Source organism: Pseudomonas khavaziana (assembly GCF_036704165.1).
Taxonomy (GTDB): domain Bacteria; phylum Pseudomonadota; class Gammaproteobacteria; order Pseudomonadales; family Pseudomonadaceae; genus Aquipseudomonas; species Aquipseudomonas khavaziana.
Genome location: NZ_CP129946.1, coordinates 3,672,161 through 3,691,666, shown reverse-complemented (window position 1 = coordinate 3,691,666; position 19,506 = coordinate 3,672,161). Strand labels below are relative to the sequence as shown.

Annotated in this window: 17 protein-coding genes; 6 read left to right on the top strand and 11 right to left on the bottom strand. The window is 60.0% G+C overall.

Going from position 1 to position 19,506, the window contains the following annotated elements; translation table 11 throughout:
- Nucleotides 1-229 precede the first annotated feature (229 nt).
- Nucleotides 230-859: a DNA-3-methyladenine glycosylase I gene (locus QYQ93_RS16335; RefSeq protein ID WP_043051316.1), complete on the top strand. Its 630-nt coding sequence runs from the start codon at nucleotides 230-232 to the stop codon at nucleotides 857-859.
- A 551-nt stretch (nucleotides 860-1,410) separates the two neighbouring features.
- Here QYQ93_RS16335 and QYQ93_RS16330 read toward each other — a convergent pair.
- The 7 genes from QYQ93_RS16330 to QYQ93_RS16300 form a co-directional block, all read right to left on the bottom strand.
- The gene (locus tag QYQ93_RS16330; protein WP_043050948.1) at nucleotides 1,411-1,812 is read right to left on the bottom strand and encodes a cupin domain-containing protein; all 402 of its coding nucleotides are present in this window, start codon (nucleotides 1,810-1,812) and stop codon (nucleotides 1,411-1,413) included.
- 84 nt (nucleotides 1,813-1,896) lie between these two features.
- The gene (locus tag QYQ93_RS16325; protein WP_043050947.1) at nucleotides 1,897-3,330 is read right to left on the bottom strand and encodes a PLP-dependent aminotransferase family protein; all 1,434 of its coding nucleotides are present in this window, start codon (nucleotides 3,328-3,330) and stop codon (nucleotides 1,897-1,899) included.
- Nucleotides 3,331-3,400: 70 nt separating this feature from the next.
- A complete protein-coding gene (locus tag QYQ93_RS16320) occupies nucleotides 3,401-4,168 on the bottom strand; it encodes an SDR family oxidoreductase (protein ID WP_043050946.1) in 768 nt (255 codons plus the stop codon).
- 21 nt (nucleotides 4,169-4,189) lie between these two features.
- Nucleotides 4,190-5,257 (bottom strand): phosphotransferase family protein, encoded by a 1,068-nt coding sequence (locus QYQ93_RS16315; RefSeq protein WP_043050945.1) that lies wholly within the window; start codon nucleotides 5,255-5,257, stop codon nucleotides 4,190-4,192.
- A gap of 129 nt (nucleotides 5,258-5,386) precedes the next feature.
- Nucleotides 5,387-6,340, bottom strand: a complete 954-nt coding sequence (locus QYQ93_RS16310; protein ID WP_043050944.1) for a 2-hydroxyacid dehydrogenase — start codon at nucleotides 6,338-6,340, stop codon at nucleotides 5,387-5,389.
- Between the two features lie 173 nt (nucleotides 6,341-6,513).
- Nucleotides 6,514-6,945: a hypothetical protein gene (locus QYQ93_RS16305; protein WP_043050943.1), complete on the bottom strand. Its 432-nt coding sequence runs from the start codon at nucleotides 6,943-6,945 to the stop codon at nucleotides 6,514-6,516.
- 91 nt (nucleotides 6,946-7,036) lie between these two features.
- On the bottom strand, nucleotides 7,037-7,537 hold the full coding sequence (locus QYQ93_RS16300; RefSeq protein ID WP_043050942.1) for a DUF4822 domain-containing protein: 501 nt from the start codon (nucleotides 7,535-7,537) through the stop codon (nucleotides 7,037-7,039).
- A 478-nt stretch (nucleotides 7,538-8,015) separates the two neighbouring features.
- On the opposite strand from QYQ93_RS16300, the gene QYQ93_RS16295 reads away from it, so the two are divergent.
- Nucleotides 8,016-9,293 carry a serine/threonine transporter gene (locus tag QYQ93_RS16295; RefSeq protein ID WP_043050941.1) on the top strand — a complete coding sequence of 426 codons (1,278 nt, stop codon included), beginning with the start codon at nucleotides 8,016-8,018 and terminating at the stop codon, nucleotides 9,291-9,293.
- Nucleotides 9,294-10,051: 758 nt separating this feature from the next.
- On the opposite strand, the gene acnB is transcribed toward QYQ93_RS16295, so the two are convergent.
- Nucleotides 10,052-12,661 carry a bifunctional aconitate hydratase 2/2-methylisocitrate dehydratase gene (gene acnB / locus QYQ93_RS16290; RefSeq protein WP_043050940.1) on the bottom strand — a complete coding sequence of 870 codons (2,610 nt, stop codon included), beginning with the start codon at nucleotides 12,659-12,661 and terminating at the stop codon, nucleotides 10,052-10,054.
- A 396-nt stretch (nucleotides 12,662-13,057) separates the two neighbouring features.
- Here acnB and QYQ93_RS16285 point away from each other — a divergent pair, with 396 nt between their 5' ends.
- Complete coding sequence (locus QYQ93_RS16285; RefSeq protein ID WP_043050939.1) at nucleotides 13,058-13,528, top strand: DUF1289 domain-containing protein; 471 nt, start codon at nucleotides 13,058-13,060, stop codon at nucleotides 13,526-13,528.
- Between the two features lie 123 nt (nucleotides 13,529-13,651).
- Here the strand turns inward: QYQ93_RS16285 and QYQ93_RS16280 are convergent, their stop codons facing one another.
- Nucleotides 13,652-14,515: a universal stress protein gene (locus QYQ93_RS16280; RefSeq protein WP_043050938.1), complete on the bottom strand. Its 864-nt coding sequence runs from the start codon at nucleotides 14,513-14,515 to the stop codon at nucleotides 13,652-13,654.
- Nucleotides 14,516-14,662: 147 nt separating this feature from the next.
- Here QYQ93_RS16280 and QYQ93_RS16275 point away from each other — a divergent pair, with 147 nt between their 5' ends.
- On the top strand, nucleotides 14,663-15,265 hold the full coding sequence (locus QYQ93_RS16275; protein WP_056846174.1) for a tRNA-(ms[2]io[6]A)-hydroxylase: 603 nt from the start codon (nucleotides 14,663-14,665) through the stop codon (nucleotides 15,263-15,265).
- Here QYQ93_RS16275 and QYQ93_RS16270 read toward each other — a convergent pair.
- Entirely contained in the window at nucleotides 15,221-16,420 is a 1,200-nt protein-coding gene (locus tag QYQ93_RS16270) for an MFS transporter (RefSeq protein ID WP_043050937.1), read from the bottom strand. The genes QYQ93_RS16275 and QYQ93_RS16270 overlap by 45 nt on opposite strands.
- A gap of 157 nt (nucleotides 16,421-16,577) precedes the next feature.
- Here QYQ93_RS16270 and QYQ93_RS16265 point away from each other — a divergent pair, with 157 nt between their 5' ends.
- Together QYQ93_RS16265 and QYQ93_RS16260 are read left to right on the top strand one after the other, a co-directional pair.
- The gene (locus QYQ93_RS16265) at nucleotides 16,578-17,285 is read left to right on the top strand and encodes a response regulator (RefSeq protein ID WP_043050936.1); all 708 of its coding nucleotides are present in this window, start codon (nucleotides 16,578-16,580) and stop codon (nucleotides 17,283-17,285) included.
- Nucleotides 17,286-18,563, top strand: a complete 1,278-nt coding sequence (locus tag QYQ93_RS16260; RefSeq protein ID WP_338475045.1) for an ATP-binding protein — start codon at nucleotides 17,286-17,288, stop codon at nucleotides 18,561-18,563.
- 139 nt (nucleotides 18,564-18,702) lie between these two features.
- Here the strand turns inward: QYQ93_RS16260 and QYQ93_RS16255 are convergent, their stop codons facing one another.
- The gene (locus QYQ93_RS16255; protein WP_338475044.1) at nucleotides 18,703-19,494 is read right to left on the bottom strand and encodes a MipA/OmpV family protein; all 792 of its coding nucleotides are present in this window, start codon (nucleotides 19,492-19,494) and stop codon (nucleotides 18,703-18,705) included.
- Nucleotides 19,495-19,506: the final 12 nt, after the last annotated feature.

The window sequence follows — 19,506 nt, the reverse complement described above, 5'->3', positions numbered from 1 at the left end:
GAAGGATCTCTATTCGGTGCCCTGGTGGTTCCAGGGCTTAATTGTTGTGGTCTTACCGGTAAGTCCAGTGCGCGGCCAGTCTACGCTTGGCTTTTTTCAAATCACAAGTAAATATTTGGCGATCGGCGGGTCCCGGTCTGACCAGTGGGTCGGTAAGTCCGGTGCTTGAGCGGTTGGCGGGGTTTGTTTTTTTTTGCGTATCATCGGCCCTTGGCACACGAGGTGATGGATGGACCAATCAGGACTGACCACCGACGCAGCAGGGCATGCCTATTGCTCTTGGCGCAACGCCGCCCCCGAATACCCGCATTACCACGACCACGAATGGGGCGTGCCGGTGGCCGACGACGTCCTGTTGTACGAGAAGATCTGCCTGGAGGGCTTCCAGGCGGGGATGGCGTGGATCACCATCCTGCGCAAGCGTGAAAGCTTTCGGCAGGCGTTCGAGGGCTTTGATTTTCGTCGGGTGGCGCAATACGGCGAGGCGGATGTGGAGCGCTTGATGCGTAACCCGGGCATCGTGCGCAATCGGGCCAAGATCGGTTCCGCGATCAATAATGCGCGGCGGGCTTGTGAACTGGTAGATGAAACCGGCTCGCTGGCCCACTGGTTGTGGGCATTCGAGCCCGCCGAGCAAGAGCGCCCGGCGGTGGTGGACATTGCGTACTGGACGGCCAATCCGACCTCACCGGCTTCGGTGCGCCTGTCCAAGGCCCTGAAGAAGCGTGGCTGGACCTTTGTGGGGCCGACCACTATGTATGCGTTGATGCAGGCGATGGGGATGGTCAATGATCATCTGGAAGGCTGCGTTTGCCGCCCTCGCATCGAAGCGCTACGGCGTACGTTCAAGCGCCCTTGAATCGGGCTGTAGGGGGCGGTGCGACGATTCGACTTGGTCCCGTTTGCTGTCTGGCAGCTTATAGCTATCTAACTGATGGCCGCGATCCAAATGTGGGAGGGGGCTTGCTCCCGATGGCGGCCTGACGGCCAACCAGGATGTTGGATCAGACCGAGTACATATCCATTGTTTAGGTAACGGCCACTATTGGTTCCGCCCTGACGGCGGGTCACTTTGGAAAAGAGCCCCAAAGTAACCAAAGGGCTCTTGCCCCACCACTCGGCACCTCGCCCAGGCTCGGTGTGCCCGTAATCCGACAGGGATTTGGGGGGGCCGCCGCCACGCGCCATCCATGGCGCGGGGCGGCTAAACCGGCATCCCTGCCGGTTTACCCCCCCAAATCCCTGTCGAATTCCGGCCAGCGTGGTTTAACGGGGCGCCTGAGATCAAAAGCAGATCAAGATCAAGGGCGACTCGCTGCGCATCGTGGTTACGGTCGGCTGCTACAAAGTTGTGTAGATACCCGTGCTCATCGGGGGCGAGCCCCTACATTGGCTCAGTGGTGCGGCGGCTTACTGTGGCAGGGGTGTGAGCACTTCAGCCTCGTCATCCATCACCATCACTACCAGCAGTTTGGCAGGTTGGGTCTGGCTGGCGTTGCTCGACTCGAAGTGCCGCGAGCCCGCCGGTTCGTAGAACGACTCCCCGGCTTTGTAGGTGATCGCCTTCTCATTGTTGACCCGCGACGTGACTTGGCCCTCCAGCACATAGGCCACGGCAGTACCGGTGTGGCTATGGGGTACGGTGGCCTGGCCGGGGGCGTAGTCCACGGTCAGCATGAGGACTTTCTTGCCGGGCACGTTGCTCAACGCATGCTCTTGCAGCACCTTGAGCGTTTCCTTGTTATAGACCGGGTCGTGGGCGTGGGCGCTGAGGGACGCGAGTATCAGCGTGGTGGCGAGCAGTCGTTTCATGGTGACGGTTCCAGGTAGTTCGAGACCTCTTCACCCTACGCCGTAGCCTGCACGCTACCAATGACCAATGCGCCGGAAAAACCCTTAGCCAATCTGCTGGAGGATGTCGCGGACCTTATCCAGCGCCGGGTCGATGTCCAGGGTTTCAATGGCGCCAAAACCGATGATCAGGCCCGGGCGGGCAGGTGCGTCGTGGTAGAACACGTCCAGCGGATACAAGCCCACTTCGGCCTGGCGTGCCATTTCTATCAGCAGCGTGATATCCACCGGCACTTTGCACAACGCTGCCATATGAAAGCCGGCCACCGTGGGCACTGCTTCAAACCAGGGTGACAGATCACCGGCCAGGCGCTGCAGGATGCGCTCGCGGCGCCCGGCATACACGCTATGACAACGGCGGATATGCTTGAGCAAATAGCCCTCGCTGATGAACTTGGCCAGTGCCCATTGCGGCAGGGTCGAACAGTGCTGGTCGGTCAGTTGCTTGGCCTTGAGCACCGCGGCATAAATCGCCGGCGGCAGCACCGCGTAGCCCAGGCGCAACTGCGGCAGCAAGGTTTTCGAGAAGGTCCCGACATAGGCCACCACGCCACGGGTGTCCATGCTTTGCAAGGAGTCGGTGGGGCGGCCTGCGTAGCGGAACTCGCTGTCGTAGTCGTCCTCGATGATGATCGCGCCAAGCTCGATGGCCCGTTCCAGCAGAGCTTCGCGGCGTGGCTGGCTCATGGGCATGCCGAGGGGGAACTGGTGGGATGGGGTCACGTAGATGAGCCGGGTACCCTCGGGAATGTCCTCGACCCGGATGCCCTGGTCGTCCACCGGCACACTGGCGACGCTCGCGCCCATGGCCACGAACAGTTGGCGTGCGGGGCTGTAGCCCGGGTCTTCCATGGCCACGATACTGCCCGGCTCCAGCACCACACGGGCGATCAGGTCGAGGGCCTGCTGGGCGCCATTGGTGACCACGATGTCGCGGTCGAGGCATTTGACCCCGCGGGAGAACGCGATATGCCCGGCGATGGCACTGCGCAAGGCGGGCAAGCCCTCGGGCTGGCTGTAGAAACCGCTGTGCTGGGCGATACGACGCAGGGCGTGCTGGGTGCAGCGCCGCCATTCGTCCTGGGGGAATTGATTGCGCGTGGTAGCGCCGCCGATAAATTCGTAGCGCAGGATATTGTCGTCGGTGGGGTGGCGCATGGGTGAGGGCAGTGCCGCCCACTTGCCCAGGTTGGCGGCGCAGGCCAGGTCGGTGGCGGTCTGCACGCGGTCGGGCTGTGGCGCCCAGGCATTGACGAAGGTGCCCCGGCCAATCCTGCCGACCAGCAGGCCTTCGTAAGTCAAGGTGGCGTAGGTGTCGGACACAGTTTTGCGCGATATACCCAATTGCTCGGCGAGCAGCCGGCTGGGGGGCAGTTGTGCGCCGGCCGAGAGTCGCCCGGTGGCGATGGCTTCGCGCAACTGCTGGTAAAGCTGGGCAGCCAGGTCCTTGCGGCCGGTGATGACGAGGTGCAGTTCCATGTTTCATCCTGGGGCAGATCGATCTGCGCCAAGGTTACGCGCAAACCGATCCGAAGAAACCCAGGCGATGTCAGGACAGGAAGCCGCCATCCACATTCAGCGACACGCCGGTGGTGTAGCTCGAGGCATCACTGGCCAGGTACAACACCGCGCCGGCCATTTCGCTGGGGGCGGCCACGCGCTTGAGCGGGATCTGGGCCAGGGCCGTTTTCAGGATGGAGTCGTTCTTGACCAGCGCCGAGGCGAACTTGGTGTCGGTCAGGCCCGGCAGCAGCGCGTTGCAACGGATGCCGAACGCCGCACATTCCTTGGCAAACACCTTGGTCATGTTGATCACGGCGGCCTTGGTCACCGAATAGATGCCCTGGAACACACCCGGCGAGATGCCGTTGATCGAAGCCACGTTGATGATGCTGCCGCCGCCGTTTTCGCGCATCAGCTTGCCGGCCTCCACCGACATGAAGAAGTAGCCGCGAATGTTCACGTCTACGGTCTTCTGGAATGCACCGAGGTCTGTGTCCAGCACGTTGCAGAACTGTGGGTTGGTCGCGGCATTGTTGACCAGGATATCCAGGCGGCCGAACTGCTCGCGGATGCCGGCAAACACTTGGGCGATCTGCTCCATTTCGCCAATGTGGCAGGCAATGGCGGTGGCCTTGCCGCCGTCGGCGATGATTGCATCGGCCACGTGCTGGCAACCTTCCAGTTTGCGGCTGGAAACAATCACATGGGCGCCTTGCTGGGCCAGCAGCTTGGCGATGGCCTCGCCGATACCACGGCTGGCGCCGGAAACGAAAGCAATCTTGCCGTCAAGGTCGAACAGGTTGGTCTTGGACATGAGGGTTCCTTGTGGTTGCAATCAGAGCGCGGATTTGCCGATGACATTCAGGCTCATCTGCTCAAGCAGTGTGTTCATATGGATGAACTGCGCAAAGCGTTTATCCTGGGTCTGGCCGTGGAAGAAGCGGTAGTAGATCTGCTGCACGATGCCGGCCAGGCGGAACAGGCCGTAGGTGTAATAGAAATCGAAATTGTCGATCTGGATGCCGGAGCGTTCGGCGTAGTAGTCGACGAACTGGCGGCGGGTGAGCATGCCCGGCGCGTTGCTCGGCTGGCGCCGCATCAGTTGCACCGGCGCCGGGTCGGCGGCTTCGATCCAGTAGGCGAGGGTGTTGCCCAGGTCCATCAGCGGATCGCCCAGGGTGGTCAGTTCCCAGTCCAGCACGCCGATGATCTGCATCGGGTTGTGTGGGTCGAGGATCACGTTATCGAAGCGGTAGTCGTTGTGCACGATGCTGGAGGTCGGGTGGTCGGCGGGCATTTTGTCATTGAGCCAGGCGCGCACTGCTTCCCATTTTGGCGCGTCGGGGGTCAGGGCCTTTTCGTAGCGGTCGCTCCAACCGCGAATCTGCCTTGCCACGTAGCCTTCGGGCTTGCCCAGGTCGGCCAGGCCGCAGGCCGCATAGTCGACCTGATGCAACTCGACGAACTTGTCGATAAAGCTCTTGCACAAGGCTTCGGTCTTGGTCGCGTCCAGCCCCAGTTCGGCCGGCAGGTCGGAACGCAGGATGATGCCGTTGACCCGTTCCATCACATAGAACTCGGCGCCGATCACTGACTCATCGGTGCAGTGCACGTAAGCCTTGGGGCAGTACGGGAAGCCATCCTTGAGTTGATTGAGAATGCGGTATTCGCGGCCCATGTCGTGGGCGGACTTGGCCTTGTGGCCAAACGGTGGGCGGCGTAGCACGAATTCCTGGCCCGGGTATTCCAGCAGGTAAGTCAGGTTTGACGCACCGCCGGGGAATTGGCTGATCTTGAGCGTTCCCTGCAAGCCTGGGATATGAGCCTTGAGGTAGGGATCGATCAGGCTGGCATCAAGCTCTTCGCCGGGGCGAATCTGGGTCGATTGGTCGTTCAGCGCCATGCTTATCCCTTCTGCTTATTCTAAAGGCCTTGGACTATTTCCTAATCTAATGCGCACCACCGCCCAGCGACAAGGTCGGGGCGGTTTAATAGGTTAGCGTGTTGAAGGGTGATCAGCGTGCCTGATTGGTCATTTTGCGGGCGCTGGCAACGTGACCGGCGTCAGGACCGGGCGGCCGGCAAAGTATTCCACCAGGTTGTCGGCCACCCGTTGCACCGTGTCGTGAGCGGCTTCCGGTGACAGGCCGGCCACGTGGGAGGTGAGCACGGTATTGTTCAGGCGCTTGAGGGCGTCCGGCACCTTGGGCTCATCGTCGAACACATCCAGCGCGGCGCCGCCGATACGCCGTTGTTCCAGCGCCGCCACCAGGTCGGCGGTCACCACCACGCTGCCGCGGCCGATATTGACCAGATAGCCATTAGGGCCCAACGCATCCAGGGCGTGTTTATCGATCAGGTGTCGCGTGCTGGCTCCGCCGGGCGTGGCCAGGATAAGGAAATCCGCAGTGCGAGCCAGTTCCACTGCAGTTGAGCAGTAGGTGTAATCCACGTCATCGCGGGGCTGACGGTTGTGGTAACTCACCTCCATGCCGAAGCCGAGGGCGGCACGCTTGGCGATTTCCATGCCCACCGCGCCCAGGCCGAGGATCCCCAATTGCTTGCCCGCAAGGGAAGGGCGCATGACCTTCGGCCATTCACTGCGCCGCACGGCTGCATCGGTCTGGGGAATGCCGCGCACCAGTGACAGCAGCAATGCCATGGCGTGGTCGGCCACCGAGGGCGCGTTGACCCCGGCGCCGTTGGTCACCACGATCCCACGGTTGCTCGCCGCCTGCAGGTCTACATGTTCGTAGCCGGCACCGATCACGCAGATGATCTCCAGCAACGGCAACGCGGCGATTTCCTCGGCGTACAGCCCCAGCGGCCCGCGGGTCAGCACGGCCTTGATCTGCCCTGCGTGGGCCTTGATCGCCTGCGCCCGCTCTGCGGGCGTCGGCGCCAGGATCACGTGAAAGTCGTTGCTCTCGATGATTTGCAGGTATTCGTTGATAGTTTCAACCAGGACCAGGACAGTGTTGGGCATGGGGCAGCTCTTACTGTGGGGTTCGATCCTGGGATTATGCGGGATTTTTGTGGCACTAAAACCGCGTCGCCAAAAGAATGTTTGCCTGGTTGAATGGAGGGCGTGCCGCTGGCGCCGACCCGGCTGGCAGCACAGGGTAATAGCGCCTCGGTACCCAGGAGGCGCTGACAGGGTTATTTGCTTTCTCGCGCTTTCTTTTGTGCTGCCTGGAAGATTTCCCGGTAGTCGTAGCTAGGAAAGAATTCCGTTTTGTAAGGACCCCAGGCAGTATTTTCCAGCGCCAGGTTTACGGCCGCCAGTCGCGATGCCGGTAAGCGCAGCACGATAACGTGGCCGATGCCCATGGTGATATTCCAGCTGACAATCTCTACCCCTGCAGGAGGAAATGTCTTGAAGAAATCCTGCTTTTCAAGTTGAGCCCTTAGTTCCCCCAGTGGGCGTGATTGATCATGTTTCAGAAATACAGTCAGCATTAGTGCATTGTCGGGCGTGACCACGGTCTCTTTGACTGCAACAGGTGCAGGGGCTTGGGCACTCACGCCGGTAGAAATAAAGGCTGATGCAACTACCGTGGAGATCAATAGTGATTTGAGTGGGTTTTTCACAGGAGAGTGTCTTCTTGTTGGTGTTTTATGAGTGCGTCAGTCAATAATCAATGCGAGGCAGCATCAATTCAGTCATTAGCGTTGGAAGTCATTAGTGGGTTCTGGTGGTTTTTATCGGACCTTTATACGGGGCGTGCACGACATAGATCCTGACGTTTTCATTGGTCTCTAGCATGTCGCGAGGTACTTCGCGGGAATAGGTGAACTCCTCGTTGTTGAGTGCTTCCAGGCGTCTCACGATGGACCTGTGCGGACCTTTGTCGGGCACGAGGATATGGGTGTTCCTGTCGCCTGTGACGAGGAAGTAACCGCCACCACCCTGTTCATACTTCGACAGCCCGGTGTCGGGGTAGAAGAACTCGTAGCGGTTGCGATTGGGGTCCCACATCGAAATACCCACTACGCCCGGGTACTTGTCCTTGACGTCAACGTCGGCGGCGCCCTCTATATAGACTTTTGTCGTCAGCCATTGAGGTGACGTGCCCAGTGCGTGGCTGTCGGGAAGTTCGGTTGTTTGTTGTGCCTGGCTCACAAGTGGATTAAGGAGTCCGGCGAGAAGAGCGGCGGTGAAGAGCAACTTGCGTTTTGGCATAGCAATTGACCTGGCAAAGTATGGATATGGTGGTGTTGATGGCTTGGTGGACTGAAATATAAGCGTGATAACTTGGTCGCTCAATGCTTGGGAAAATCCTTGTAACAAAAGCTGGGATTAATAATAAAAAACATATTAAAAAATATTATTTCAATGCGTTGTCAGTAGGTTTTTTCTTACAGGTTTTTATATGTGATTAAAGTTTAACTATTTTTTCTAGAGCGTCGCGTCGATCAGTATCTGGTTAATAGAGTCAACTATGCCAATGCCTGTGCTGGCAGCTGTTTAATTGCGCTGAATGGTCAGTGTCGAGGCCACTGCGCACTTGTCCCATGCGCGCGGAAGCCTGACCATTCCTCAGCTAAGTCTTTGCTTATTCAAGAGAATCCCGGACAATCCGGCCCTTGTTATGGTCAGGGCGCTGCCTGTCAGGTTTTTCTGACTCGTCCTGGCCGTGTGAATGCGGAGATCCGACCGGATGAATGATCAGGCCAATAGCGTCGACGAACGCTATGCAACGACACCTGCAACCCTCACAAGCTGGAGCCGCCAGGACACGACCTGGATGCTCGGGCTGTTCGGTACCGCCATTGGCGCCGGTACTTTGTTCTTGCCGATCAACGCCGGCCTGGGGGGCTTCTGGCCGCTGGTGATCCTGGCGCTGCTGGCCTTCCCGATGACATTCTTTGCCCACCGTGGGTTGACCCGTTTCGTGTTGTCGGGCCGTGAAGGCTCCGATATCACCGATGTGGTCGAAGAGCATTTCGGTATCAAGGCCGGTGCGCTGATCACGTTGCTGTATTTCTTCGCGATCTTCCCGATCCTGCTGATCTACAGCGTGGCCCTGACCAATACCGTCAGCAGTTTCATGGAGCATCAGCTGCACATCATGCCGCCACCCCGGGCGATCCTGGCGTTCGTGCTGATCCTCGGCTTGCTGGCCGTGGTACGTTGCGGCGAGCGGGTGATCGTCAAGGCCATGAGCCTGATGGTGTATCCGTTTATCGTCGCCTTGCTGTTCCTGGCCGTGTACCTGGTGCCGCACTGGAACGGTGGCATTCTCAGCACCGCCAGCGAAGTGCCGGCCCCTTCGGCGTTGCTCAACACGCTGTGGCTGGCAATTCCGGTGATGGTGTTCTCGTTCAATCATTCGCCAATCATCTCGGCTTTTGCGGTGGACCAGAAACGCCAATACGGCGCACATGCCGAGGAGCGCAGCTCGCAGATCCTGTCCCGCGCGCACCTGTTGATGGTGGCGATGGTGCTGTTCTTCGTGTTCAGTTGCGTGCTGACGCTGTCGCCCGCGCAGTTGGCCGAGGCGAAAGCGCAGAACTTGTCGATCCTGTCGTACCTGGCTAACCACTTTGACAACCCGACCATCGCTTTTGCCGCGCCATTGATTGCATTCGTGGCGATTGCCAAGTCGTTCCTGGGCCACTACATCGGTGCCAGCGAGGGCCTCAAGGGCCTGGTGGTCAAGACTGGCCGCCGCCCGGCACCGAAGACCCTGGACCGCATGACCGCCGCATTCATGCTGGTGGTGTGCTGGATCGTCGCCACGCTCAACCCGAGCATCCTCGGCATGATCGAGACCCTGGGTGGGCCGGTGATTGCGTCGATCCTGTTCCTGATGCCGATGTACGCGATCCGCAAGGTGCCGGCCATGGCCAAGTACCGTGGGCAGGCTTCGAATGTGTTTGTCACGGCAGTCGGCTTGGTTGCCATTACGGCATTGGTCTATTCGCTGATTGCCTAAGGCCTGACACAGCCTGCAAGGGCTAAGCAGATCCAAATGTGGGAGGGGGCTTGCTCCCGATAGCGGTGTATCAGTCACCCATGAATTGACTGAGCCACCGCTATCGGGAGCAAGCCCCCTCCCACAGTTGTTTGGTGGTGTTGCTGATGCCGAATTACAACCTGGCTGGTGTATCCGCTGTTTGCTCAATGCCTGACACAGCCTGCGAGGGCAACAGAGATCCAAATGTGGGAGGGGGCTTGCTCCCGATAGCGGTGTATCAGTCACCCATGAATTGTCTGAGCCACCGCTATCGGGAGCAAGCCCCCTCCCACAGTTGTTTGGTGGTGTTGCTGATGCCGAATTACAATCTGGCTGGTGTATCCGCTGCTTGCTCAAGGCCTGACACGGCCTGCGAGGGCAACAGAGATCCAAATCTGGGAGGGGGCTTGCTCCCGATAGCGGTGTATCAGTCACCCATGAATTGACTGAGCCACTGCTATCGGGAGCAAGCCCCCTCCCACAGTTGTTTGGTGGTGTTGCTGATGCCGAATTACAGCCTGGCTGGTGTATCCGCTGCTTGCTCAAGGCCTGACACAGCCTGCAAGGGCAACAGAGATCCAAATGTGGGAGGGGGCTTGCTCCCGATAGCGGCGTATCAGTCACCCATGAATTGACTGAGCCACTGCTATCAGGAGTAAGCCCCCTCCCACAGTATTACGGGCATAAAAAACGCCGCGTACCTTGCGATACGCGGCGTCTTTCACATCAACACACCGTTAAGCTTGGATCACCGGGATGTTGGCGCTTGCTGCGATCTTGCGGAACTCAGCGATCTGGTCGAAGTTCAGGTAGCGGTAGACGTCACTGGCCATGGTGTCCAGTTTCGCTGCGTAGCCCATGTACTCTTCAACGGTCGGCAGGCGACCCAGGGTAGAGGCCACGGCCGCCAGCTCAGCCGACGCCAGGTAGACGTTGGCACCATCACCCAGGCGGTTCGGGAAGTTACGGGTCGAAGTCGACACCACGGTGGAGTTTGGCTCTACCCGTGCCTGGTTACCCATGCACAGCGAGCAGCCCGGCATTTCCATGCGTGCGCCAGCCTTGCCGTAGATGCCGTAGTAGCCTTCTTCGGTCAGTTGGTGCGCGTCCATCTTGGTCGGCGGCGACAGCCACAGGCGGGTTGGCAACTGGCCCTTGACCTGCTCCAGCAACTTGCCGGCAGCACGGAAGTGACCGATGTTGGTCATGCACGAACCGATGAACACTTCGTCGATCTTCTCGCCGGCAACGCTGGACAGCAGACGGGCGTCGTCCGGGTCGTTTGGTGCGCAGAGGATCGGCTCGTTGATTTCGGCCAGGTCGATCTCGATGATTTCGGCGTATTCGGCGTCGGCATCGGCTTCCATCAGTTCCGGGTTGGCAACCCAGGCTTCCATCGCCTGGGCGCGGCGTTCCAGGGTACGCGCATCACCGTAGCCTTCACCGATCATCCAGCGCAGCAGGGTGATGTTGGAGTTCAGGTACTCGGTGACGGAGTCCTTGGACAGCTTGATGGTGCAGCCGGCAGCCGAACGTTCGGCCGAGGCGTCGGACAGCTCGAAAGCCTGCTCCAGCGTCAGGTCGTTCAGGCCTTCGATTTCCAGGATGCGCCCGGAGAAGGCGTTCTTCTTGCCTTTCTTCTCTACGGTCAGCAGGCCAGCCTGGATCGCGTAGTAAGGAATGGCATGTACCAGGTCACGCAGGGTGATGCCAGGCTTCATCTTGCCTTTGAAGCGCACCAGGATCGATTCCGGCATGTCCAGTGGCATCACGCCAGTGGCGGCGGCAAATGCTACCAGGCCAGAACCTGCCGGGAACGAGATGCCCATCGGGAAACGGGTGTGGGAGTCGCCACCGGTACCGACGGTGTCCGGCAGCAGCATGCGGTTCAGCCAGCTGTGGATGATGCCGTCGCCTGGACGCAGCGATACACCGCCACGTGTCATGATGAAGTCAGGCAGGGTGTGGTGGGTGGTCACGTCGATCGGCTTTGGATAGGCCGCAGTGTGGCAGAACGACTGCATCACCAGGTCGGTCGAGAAGCCCAGGCACGCCAGGTCCTTGAGTTCGTCACGGGTCATGGGACCAGTGGTGTCCTGGGAGCCCACGGTGGTCATCTTCGGCTCGCAGTAGGTGCCAGGACGAACGCCTTTGCCTTCTGGCAGGCCGCAGGCCTTGCCGACCATCTTCTGTGCCAGGGTGAAGCCCTTGCCGGTGTCGACAGGCGCCTCAGGCAGCTTGAACAGATCGGTAGGGCCCAAGCCCAGTTCGGCACGGGCCTTGTCGGTCAGACCACGACCGATGATCAGCGGGATACGGCCGCCGGCGCGAACTTCATCCAACAGCACCGGGGTCTTCATTTCGAAGGTGGTCAGGACTTCATCGGTGCCGTGCTTGCAGACTTTGCCAGCATGAGGGTACAGGTCGATCACGTCGCCCATGTTCATGTTGGTCACGTCGAATTCGATCGGCAGTGCGCCGGCGTCTTCCATGGTGTTGTAGAAGATCGGAGCGATCTTGCTGCCGAAGCAGAAACCGCCGGCACGCTTGTTCGGCACGTAAGGCACGTCGTCGCCGAAGAACCACAGTACCGAGTTGGTTGCCGACTTGCGCGACGAACCGGTACCGACCACGTCGCCAACGTAGGCGATCGGGAAGCCTTGGCCGCGCATCTCTTCGATCTGCTTCATCGGGCCGGTCTTGCCTTGCTCGTCCGGCACGATGCCTTCACGGGCCATTTTCAGCATGGCCAGGGCGTGCAACGGAATATCAGGGCGGGACCAGGCGTCAGGCGCAGGGGACAGGTCGTCGGTGTTGGTCTCGCCGGTAACCTTGAACACGCGCAGGCTGATCTTGTCGGCCAGGGTAGGGCGGTTGCGGAACCACTCGCCGTCAGCCCAGGACTGGATCACGCCTTTGGCATGCTCGTTGCCATTGCGGGCTTTTTCAGCCACGTCGTGGAACGCATCGAACATCAGCAGGGTGTGCTTGAGCTGGGCGGCCGCGACGGGCGCCAGGGTGGCGTCGTCCAGCAGCTCGACCAACGTCACGATGTTGTAGCCGCCTTGCATGGTGCCGAGCAGTTCAACAGCGCGTTTCTTGTCGATCAGGGGGGAACTGGCTTCGCCCTTGGCCAGGGCAGACAGGAAACCGGCCTTGACGTAGGCGGCTTCGTCAACGCCCGGTGGAATGCGGTTGGTGATCAGGTCAACGAGGAATTCTTCTTCGCCAGCCGGAGGATTTTTCAGCAGCTCGACCAGGCCTGCGGTTTGTTCGGCGTTAAGCGGCTGGGGAACGATACCCAGGGCGGCACGCTCTTCGATATGTTTGCGGTAGGCTTCAAGCACAGTTATTACCCTCATCAGTGGTCCCACGGGACGCTCATCCAGGAACGAACGGCACGCATGCGCTCGGGGGCTTTTTGAGCCGCAAAGCCAGCGCTGCCGTCATTCCTTTACAGAAGCTGCTTTCAAAGTTTTACGCCTGCAGAACGGAGCTGATGAGGGTTGGCGCGGGTTCTGACCTACCGGGTCGAGCCCGCGCCAACACCGTTCTGAAGGAACGACTGTGCTCGTGACGCTTTGAAAACAGCTTCCAGCGGATTATTGGCGCCTTACAAGGCCGGGTGATTCTACGGCAAAAAAAATCTAAAGGTAAGTTGCCTGGCCAAGTTTGCTGGGTGATCAACCTTAGACAAAGGGCTAACATGGCGCACTGTTTCGCTGATTTGCGTGTTGTTGACCATGCCCAACCAAACCATCAAGACCCCCTGCGTCGGCCTGTGCTCCACGGTCTACGGCGATCTCGTGTGTCGCGGCTGCAAGCGCTTTCACCACGAAGTGATCCAGTGGAACGGCTATAACGAAGAGGAAAAACGCGCAGTCTGGCGCAGGCTTGAGCAACTGCTGGTGCAGGTCATGGCCGGCAAAGTGGAGGTCTTCGACCCCAAGACCCTGCGCGGGCAGTTGGAGCAACGCAAGATTCGCTTTGTGCCGCACCAGTCCGAGTACTGCTGGGCCTACCAGCTGATTGCGCGCGGGGCGCGGGTGATCAACAACCTGGAGGCGTATGGCATGGTGCTGTTGCCGGAGTTTCGCGATTGGCCCTTGCCGGACCTGCGCGATGCCATTGATCGGGAGTTTTTTATCTTGTCCGAGGCGCATTACCAGCGCTATATCGCCCCGGCGTTCCTGAAAGACTCGCTATATACCTGACAGCATGCATCCAAATGTGGGAGGGGGCTTGCTCCCGATAGCAGTGTGTCAGTCAGCCCATCCTTCACTGACCCACCGCAATCGGGAGCAAGCCCCCTCCCACATTTTGCCCTCTATTGTGCTTCAGGGCTTGGTTGCCAGTTCTTGCAGATGATCCATCAACTCCTGCGGCTTGAGCACCAGCACATCGCTTTGTACCGCATCCAGCACCACCTCCGCCGTATTGCCAATCAGCGCCCCGGAAATCCCGGTGCGCGCCACGGTGCCGATGATGGTCACTGCCGCTTGCAACTGATGGGCGATGTGCGGGATCAGCACATCGGCGGGGCCTTCCTTGATATGCAGGTGCCTTTCGTCCACGTCGAACTCAGCCTGGAACGCCCGGCACTGCTCGCGATAGCGCGCCTCGATGGTTTCCTTGAGCTGGAAGGTCGGGTCCGCCGCCGACAGCATCGGCGATGGGTGGGCGCTGATCACATGCAGCTGCGCCTTGGCCAGGCTGGCGATATCAAAGCCGTGGTCGATGATCGAATTGTGCAGCGAGCGGTGTTCGCCGTCGGTGTTGCCCACATCGATGGCTGCCAGAATCACTCCGCCGGCCCATGGCGTGGCGGTCTTGACCAGCAGTACCGGCGTCGGGCAATAGCGCAGCAGCTTCCAGTCCGCCGGCGTCAGCAGGGCCTTTTTCAGCGGGCTGTCGGGGAAGTGTTGCTTGATCACCAGGCCGCAGCCCTCGGCTTGCTGCACATCGATGATGGTTTCATGCAGGCTGTCGTTCCAGGCCTGTTCGGTGGAGACGCTGTAGCCGTCGTTCCTTAAACCTTCCTTGAGCACGCTCAACAGTGCCGAATGCTCGTGGTTCTTGTCGCAGACCAGCAGGTGCAAGTGTGCGTCGGTCACCCCGGCGATCAGCTTGGCGCGCTTGAGGGCCAGGCTTTCCGAATGCTCGGGCTCGATGACCACCAGAATGCTGCGGATGGCTTGCATGATCAGGATCTCCAGGAAGGGGCATGCAACAACTATAGTTGCTGCCCGCCAGACGTCATGTTGATACACATCAAGGCCAGTGGCTGGTGGTCTGCGACGGGGTCGGTATAATCGGCGACCTTTTGTGATCCTTTGCCCGTGAGCCCGATGAACCTGCCCGAAATCCATGAATTCCTCGGCTGCCGCACCCCTGACGCTTGGGTGCAGGCTGCCCTGGCCGATCAGGACACCCTGCTGATCGACCACAAGAACTGCGAATTCAAAGCGGCCAGCACCGCCCTGAGCCTGATGGCCAAGTATCACGCCCACGTTGACCTGATCAACATGATGTCGCGCCTGGCCCGCGAAGAGCTGGTGCACCATGAGCAAGTCATGCGCCTGATGAAAAAGCGCAAGGTCGAGCTGCGCCAACTGCACGCCGGCCGTTATGCCTCCGGCTTGCGCAAGGTGGTGCGCAGCCATGAGCCGGTCAAGCTGGTGGACACCTTGGTGGTAGGCGCTTTTATCGAAGCGCGCAGTTGCGAGCGTTTCGAAGCGTTGGTGCCGCACTTGGACGAAGAACTCGGCAAGTTCTACTTCGGTCTGCTGAAAAGCGAGGCGCGACACTTCCAGGGGTACTTGAAGCTGGCGTACCAGTATGGTGACGCCAAGGACATCGCCCAGGTCATCGAGCGGGTGAGGGCGGCCGAACAGGAACTGATCGAATCACCCGACATCGAGTTCCGCTTTCACAGTGGCGTGCCAGCCTGAGGCCACGGCCACACCGAGCAAGGCGCTGATGCCGGCCAGCAGCAGGATCACCGTTCGCATGCCCAGGGGCGCTGCCAGCACGGCAATCATCAGGCCCGCCAATGGCTGGGCCAGGTTGTTGAGCAAGGTGATCACACCCACCGTCTTGCCGAAATCCTGGACTGGAATGACCCGTTGACGGGTGCTGCGCAGGTATACGTTGAACATCTTGTCGAAGCCGGTCACCAGCAGGAATCCCACTGCGTAAGCCCACACGCCGGGACTGATCGCGGTGATCAACGCGCCGACGGCAATCATCGAATACGACAGCCCGCCCATCACCTTCAGCGGCAATGATGAGCGCGCCAGATAAAACAGAATCACGATGGTGACCAGCGCGCCGGCGGCTTGCAGCAGGGCGTAGGCATCCTTGTCGGCGGCGTAATGGCCGGTGACCATCGCGGCCGAAGTGGCCAGCGTCACCCCGACAATCAGGTTCACGCCGACCGCCAGGGTAATGATGCGTTTCAACTCCACCCGACTGCGGATGTGGCCGAACGCGGTGCGCAGGGGTTGCAGCCAGATACCCGGGTGCTGCTCATGGACCTGCACGTTTACCGTGGTGTTGCGCTGCCAGGTCAGCATGGCCAGGTCTGCCAGCACAAACAGTGCGGCGACACCCAGCACTACCCAGGGCCACGCCCAGACTTCCAGCATCAGCGCTGCCAGCAATGGCCCGAGCACCAGCCCGCTCTGGTCGGCGATCTGTGAGTAGGACAAGGTCTTGGCATAGGTGTAATGCTGGAAGACATGTGGCATTACCACTTCGCGCGCCATAATGCCCTGGGTGGTCAATACCCCGCACACGGCGGACAGGATCACCAACCAATGGATACCGTCGAACAGCCCGTAAAGCGCCACCGCCACCACACAGGCCAATGCCCGGTACACCTGGCTGATATGCAGGATGCGCACCGGTGAAAACCTGTCGCAGAGCGCCCCGCACACCGGAAACGCCAGGTAGCGAGGCAGCGACTCGACAAAAAACGCCAGGCCCGCCCATGACACGCTATTGGTAGTCTGGAACACGATCAGCGGCACGATGAACAACAGGATCTGGTCGCCCAACCGTGACAGGAACAGCGAAACGAAGAACGCCAGGTAATCCTTGCGCATGGAACTCCCTGTGAATGGCGTAAAAGATTGCAGGTTATTTGTTAAAAACTCTTAAAAGCATGAAGCTTCGTCGGCACGTACTGGCCAACGGCTTCTGTTGGCTAGCTTGCCACCTATAATGCCCACACTTCAATCCGCCTATCCACACTGAGAATTTATGGAAAACCTGGGTCTGGGCAAGGTCCTGCTCGTTGAGGACGACGAGAAGCTGGCAGGGCTGATCGCACATTTTCTATCGCAACATGGTTTTGAGGTACGGGTGGTCCACCGGGGCGATAAAGCCTTGGCGGCGTTCATTGAGTTCAAGCCGAAGATTGTCGTGCTCGACTTGATGCTGCCGGGCCAGAGCGGGTTGCATGTATGCCGCGAGATTCGCAATGTGTCGGATACGCCCATCGTGATTCTCACCGCCAAGGAAGATGACCTGGACCATATCCTCGGCCTTGAGTCCGGCGCTGACGATTACGTGATCAAGCCGATCAAACCTCCGGTATTGCTGGCGCGTTTGCGCGCCTTGCAACGCCGACAAGTGCCCGAACCCACGGTACGCGGTGCCCTGGAGTTCGGCCGCTTGTCGATTGATCGCAGTTGCCGGGTGGTCAGCCTGGGGGGCGAGAACATCGACCTCACCACCATGGAGTTCGAGCTGCTGTGGTTGCTGGCCAGCAGCTCGGGCAAGATTCTTTCGCGCGATGACATTCTCAATCGCATGCGCGGCATTGCCTTCGACGGCCTCAACCGCAGCGTCGACGTCTATATCAGCAAATTGCGCGGCAAGCTCAACGACAACCCCCGCGAGCCGGTGTGCATCAAGACCATCTGGGGCAAGGGCTACCTGTTCAATCCGTTCGCGTGGGAGGCCTAGATGCTGCGCTTGTATCTGCGCCTCTATGTCATTCTTGCGCTCGGCCTGGCTGGCTCGATCTGGCTGGTCAACTACGGCCTGGACGCGTACATGCCCGAGTCCAACGAGACCTATAACCGTGAAGCCCTGCGCGGCCCGGCATGGGCCTTGGTGGAACAACTGCGACCGGTGCGGGGTGAGGCGCGCCAGGCACGCCTGGACGAGCTGCAACCGCATTATGGCTTGCGCCTGCAACTGGTGCCGCGCGACGCCCAGCACCTGAGCGAGCGCGAACAGAAGCTCTTGGCCAATGACCAGGTGGTGGTGCGCGAGGACTTCATGAAGTTCCTGGCACCTATCGACGACGGCCCGCAATTGCTTGAGATCCAACTCCCGGAAGAGCCCAAATGGCTGTACCTGTGGGCCTATGGGTTCCTCGGCGTGAGTCTGGCCATCGTCCTGTATTTCTGGGTGCGCCCGCACTGGCGCGATCTGGAACACATCCGCCTGGCCGCGCAACGCTTTGGTGACAACGACCTCGGTTCGCGCATCCTGTTGCCGCGTCGTTCCACCGTGCGCGAACTGGCCGGGCACTTCAACCAGATGGCCGAGCGCATCGAAAGCCTGATCGCCAACCAGCGCGAACTGACCAATGCCGTGTCCCATGAATTGCGCACGCCGATTGCGCGTTTGTCGTTCGAGCTCGATCAGCTCAGGCAGCAAAGTGATCCACGCCAGAGCCGTGAGCTGATCAGCGATATGTATTCCGACCTCGGCGAGCTGGAGGAAATGGTCTCCGAGCTGTTGACCTATGCCAGCCTGGAGCGCGGCGCCACCCAGGTGACCCGCGAGAATATCGAGGCCCACAGCTGGCTCGACAGCGTCATCGGCAGCGTGGCCCTGGAGGCCGAGGCGGAAGGGGTGCAGTTGTCACTGCGCACCTGTGAGGTCGACTTTATCCGGATCGAGCCACGCTTTATGGCGCGCGCAGTAATCAACCTGTTGCGCAACGCCATTCGCTATGCCGACCGCCGTGTGGAAGTGTCGCTGGTCAAGTTCGGCAGCGGTTACGAAGTGCGGGTCAATGACGACGGCCCGGGTGTGCCGCTGGAGGGGCGCACCAAGATCTTTGAACCCTTCCTGCGCCTTGACAGCAGCCGCGACCGCCGCACCGGTGGGTTTGGCCTGGGGCTGGCGCTGGTCAAGCGCGTGAGCCAATGGCATGGCGGGCAGGTGGAAGTGCTGGACTCGGAGTGGGGCGGGGCCTCATTCCGGATGACCTGGGCGTATGCCGAGTAACACTTTTTGAATACTGCGCAGGCCAAATGTGGGAGGGGGCTTGCTCCCGATAGCGGTGGGTCAGCTAGACACCTGTCACTGATACACCGCTATCGGGAGCAAGCCCCCTCCCACATTTTGATTGGGTTACCAACTTGAATCAGAAGGTGTATTCCACCATCCCCATTACCGACGTCTGCAAGCGCCGCTCCACAATCGGGCTCTTGCCCGCTTTATCCGCCAGGTACTGCACATCCAGCAAGGTGGAGAACTGAGTGTGCTCGTTGATCGGCAAGCTCCACACCAGGTTCATGCCATTGCTGATATTGCCGCCTGCGGCCTTGTATTCCTTGAAGCGGCTGCGTGCGGCCTGGCCGGTGGTCACGCCATACCAGGTCTGCAGGTAGTCGCGGTCGCCGAAGTGGCTGTTGAGGCTGGCATCGACGGAACCGAAGCGGCCTTCATAGAGGTTGGTGCCCAGGCTCAGCTCCAGGTGGGTGTAGGCCTTGCCGGTATCTTTGTGGTCATCTTCCTTGAGCGCATGTTCCAGGGTGGCGCCGATAATCACGCCGCCGAGGTTATACGCCGCGCTCACCCCCAGTTGCGGGCGTGACTTGATCTCGCCCATGCCTTTGAGGCGTTTGGAGCCGGCATGCATGCTTTGGTTTTTATCTTTACGAGAATCGCTTGCACCGACGTAGGCGCTGAGGCTCAAGGCATTGCCTTCATAGCCCCAGCCCAGGCCCGTGTCGGTGTCGAGGAAGATGCCCCAGGGGCTGACGATTTTGCCGCCCAGCACGGGAGCTGTCATGCGTTCGTCACTGCCGCTGTAGCGCGGCGCATTGGCCACGCCGGCATTGAGACTGTATTGCCAGTCTTCGGCCAGGGCCGTGCCGGCAGTGGCCAGCAGGCACAAGGAGGTGAATGACAGGCACAGGTTCTTTGGGTACATCAGGGGATGCTC

Excerpts from the sequence above, each read along its gene's own strand:
- QYQ93_RS16335 (WP_043051316.1), top strand. The coding sequence starts at position 230 with ATGGACCAATCAGGACTGACCACCGACGCAGCAGGGCATGCCTATTGC.
- QYQ93_RS16330 (WP_043050948.1), bottom strand. The coding sequence starts at position 1,812 with ATGAAACGACTGCTCGCCACCACGCTGATACTCGCGTCCCTCAGCGCC.
- QYQ93_RS16325 (WP_043050947.1), bottom strand. The coding sequence starts at position 3,330 with ATGGAACTGCACCTCGTCATCACCGGCCGCAAGGACCTGGCTGCCCAG.
- QYQ93_RS16320 (WP_043050946.1), bottom strand. The coding sequence starts at position 4,168 with ATGTCCAAGACCAACCTGTTCGACCTTGACGGCAAGATTGCTTTCGTT.
- QYQ93_RS16315 (WP_043050945.1), bottom strand. The coding sequence starts at position 5,257 with ATGGCGCTGAACGACCAATCGACCCAGATTCGCCCCGGCGAAGAGCTT.
- QYQ93_RS16310 (WP_043050944.1), bottom strand. The coding sequence starts at position 6,340 with ATGCCCAACACTGTCCTGGTCCTGGTTGAAACTATCAACGAATACCTG.
- QYQ93_RS16300 (WP_043050942.1), bottom strand. The coding sequence starts at position 7,537 with ATGCCAAAACGCAAGTTGCTCTTCACCGCCGCTCTTCTCGCCGGACTC.
- QYQ93_RS16295 (WP_043050941.1), top strand. The coding sequence starts at position 8,016 with ATGAATGATCAGGCCAATAGCGTCGACGAACGCTATGCAACGACACCT.
- QYQ93_RS16285 (WP_043050939.1), top strand. The coding sequence starts at position 13,058 with ATGCCCAACCAAACCATCAAGACCCCCTGCGTCGGCCTGTGCTCCACG.
- QYQ93_RS16280 (WP_043050938.1), bottom strand. The coding sequence starts at position 14,515 with ATGCAAGCCATCCGCAGCATTCTGGTGGTCATCGAGCCCGAGCATTCG.
- QYQ93_RS16275 (WP_056846174.1), top strand. The coding sequence starts at position 14,663 with ATGAACCTGCCCGAAATCCATGAATTCCTCGGCTGCCGCACCCCTGAC.
- QYQ93_RS16270 (WP_043050937.1), bottom strand. The coding sequence starts at position 16,420 with ATGCGCAAGGATTACCTGGCGTTCTTCGTTTCGCTGTTCCTGTCACGG.
- QYQ93_RS16265 (WP_043050936.1), top strand. The coding sequence starts at position 16,578 with ATGGAAAACCTGGGTCTGGGCAAGGTCCTGCTCGTTGAGGACGACGAG.
- QYQ93_RS16260 (WP_338475045.1), top strand. The coding sequence starts at position 17,286 with ATGCTGCGCTTGTATCTGCGCCTCTATGTCATTCTTGCGCTCGGCCTG.
- QYQ93_RS16255 (WP_338475044.1), bottom strand. The coding sequence starts at position 19,494 with ATGTACCCAAAGAACCTGTGCCTGTCATTCACCTCCTTGTGCCTGCTG.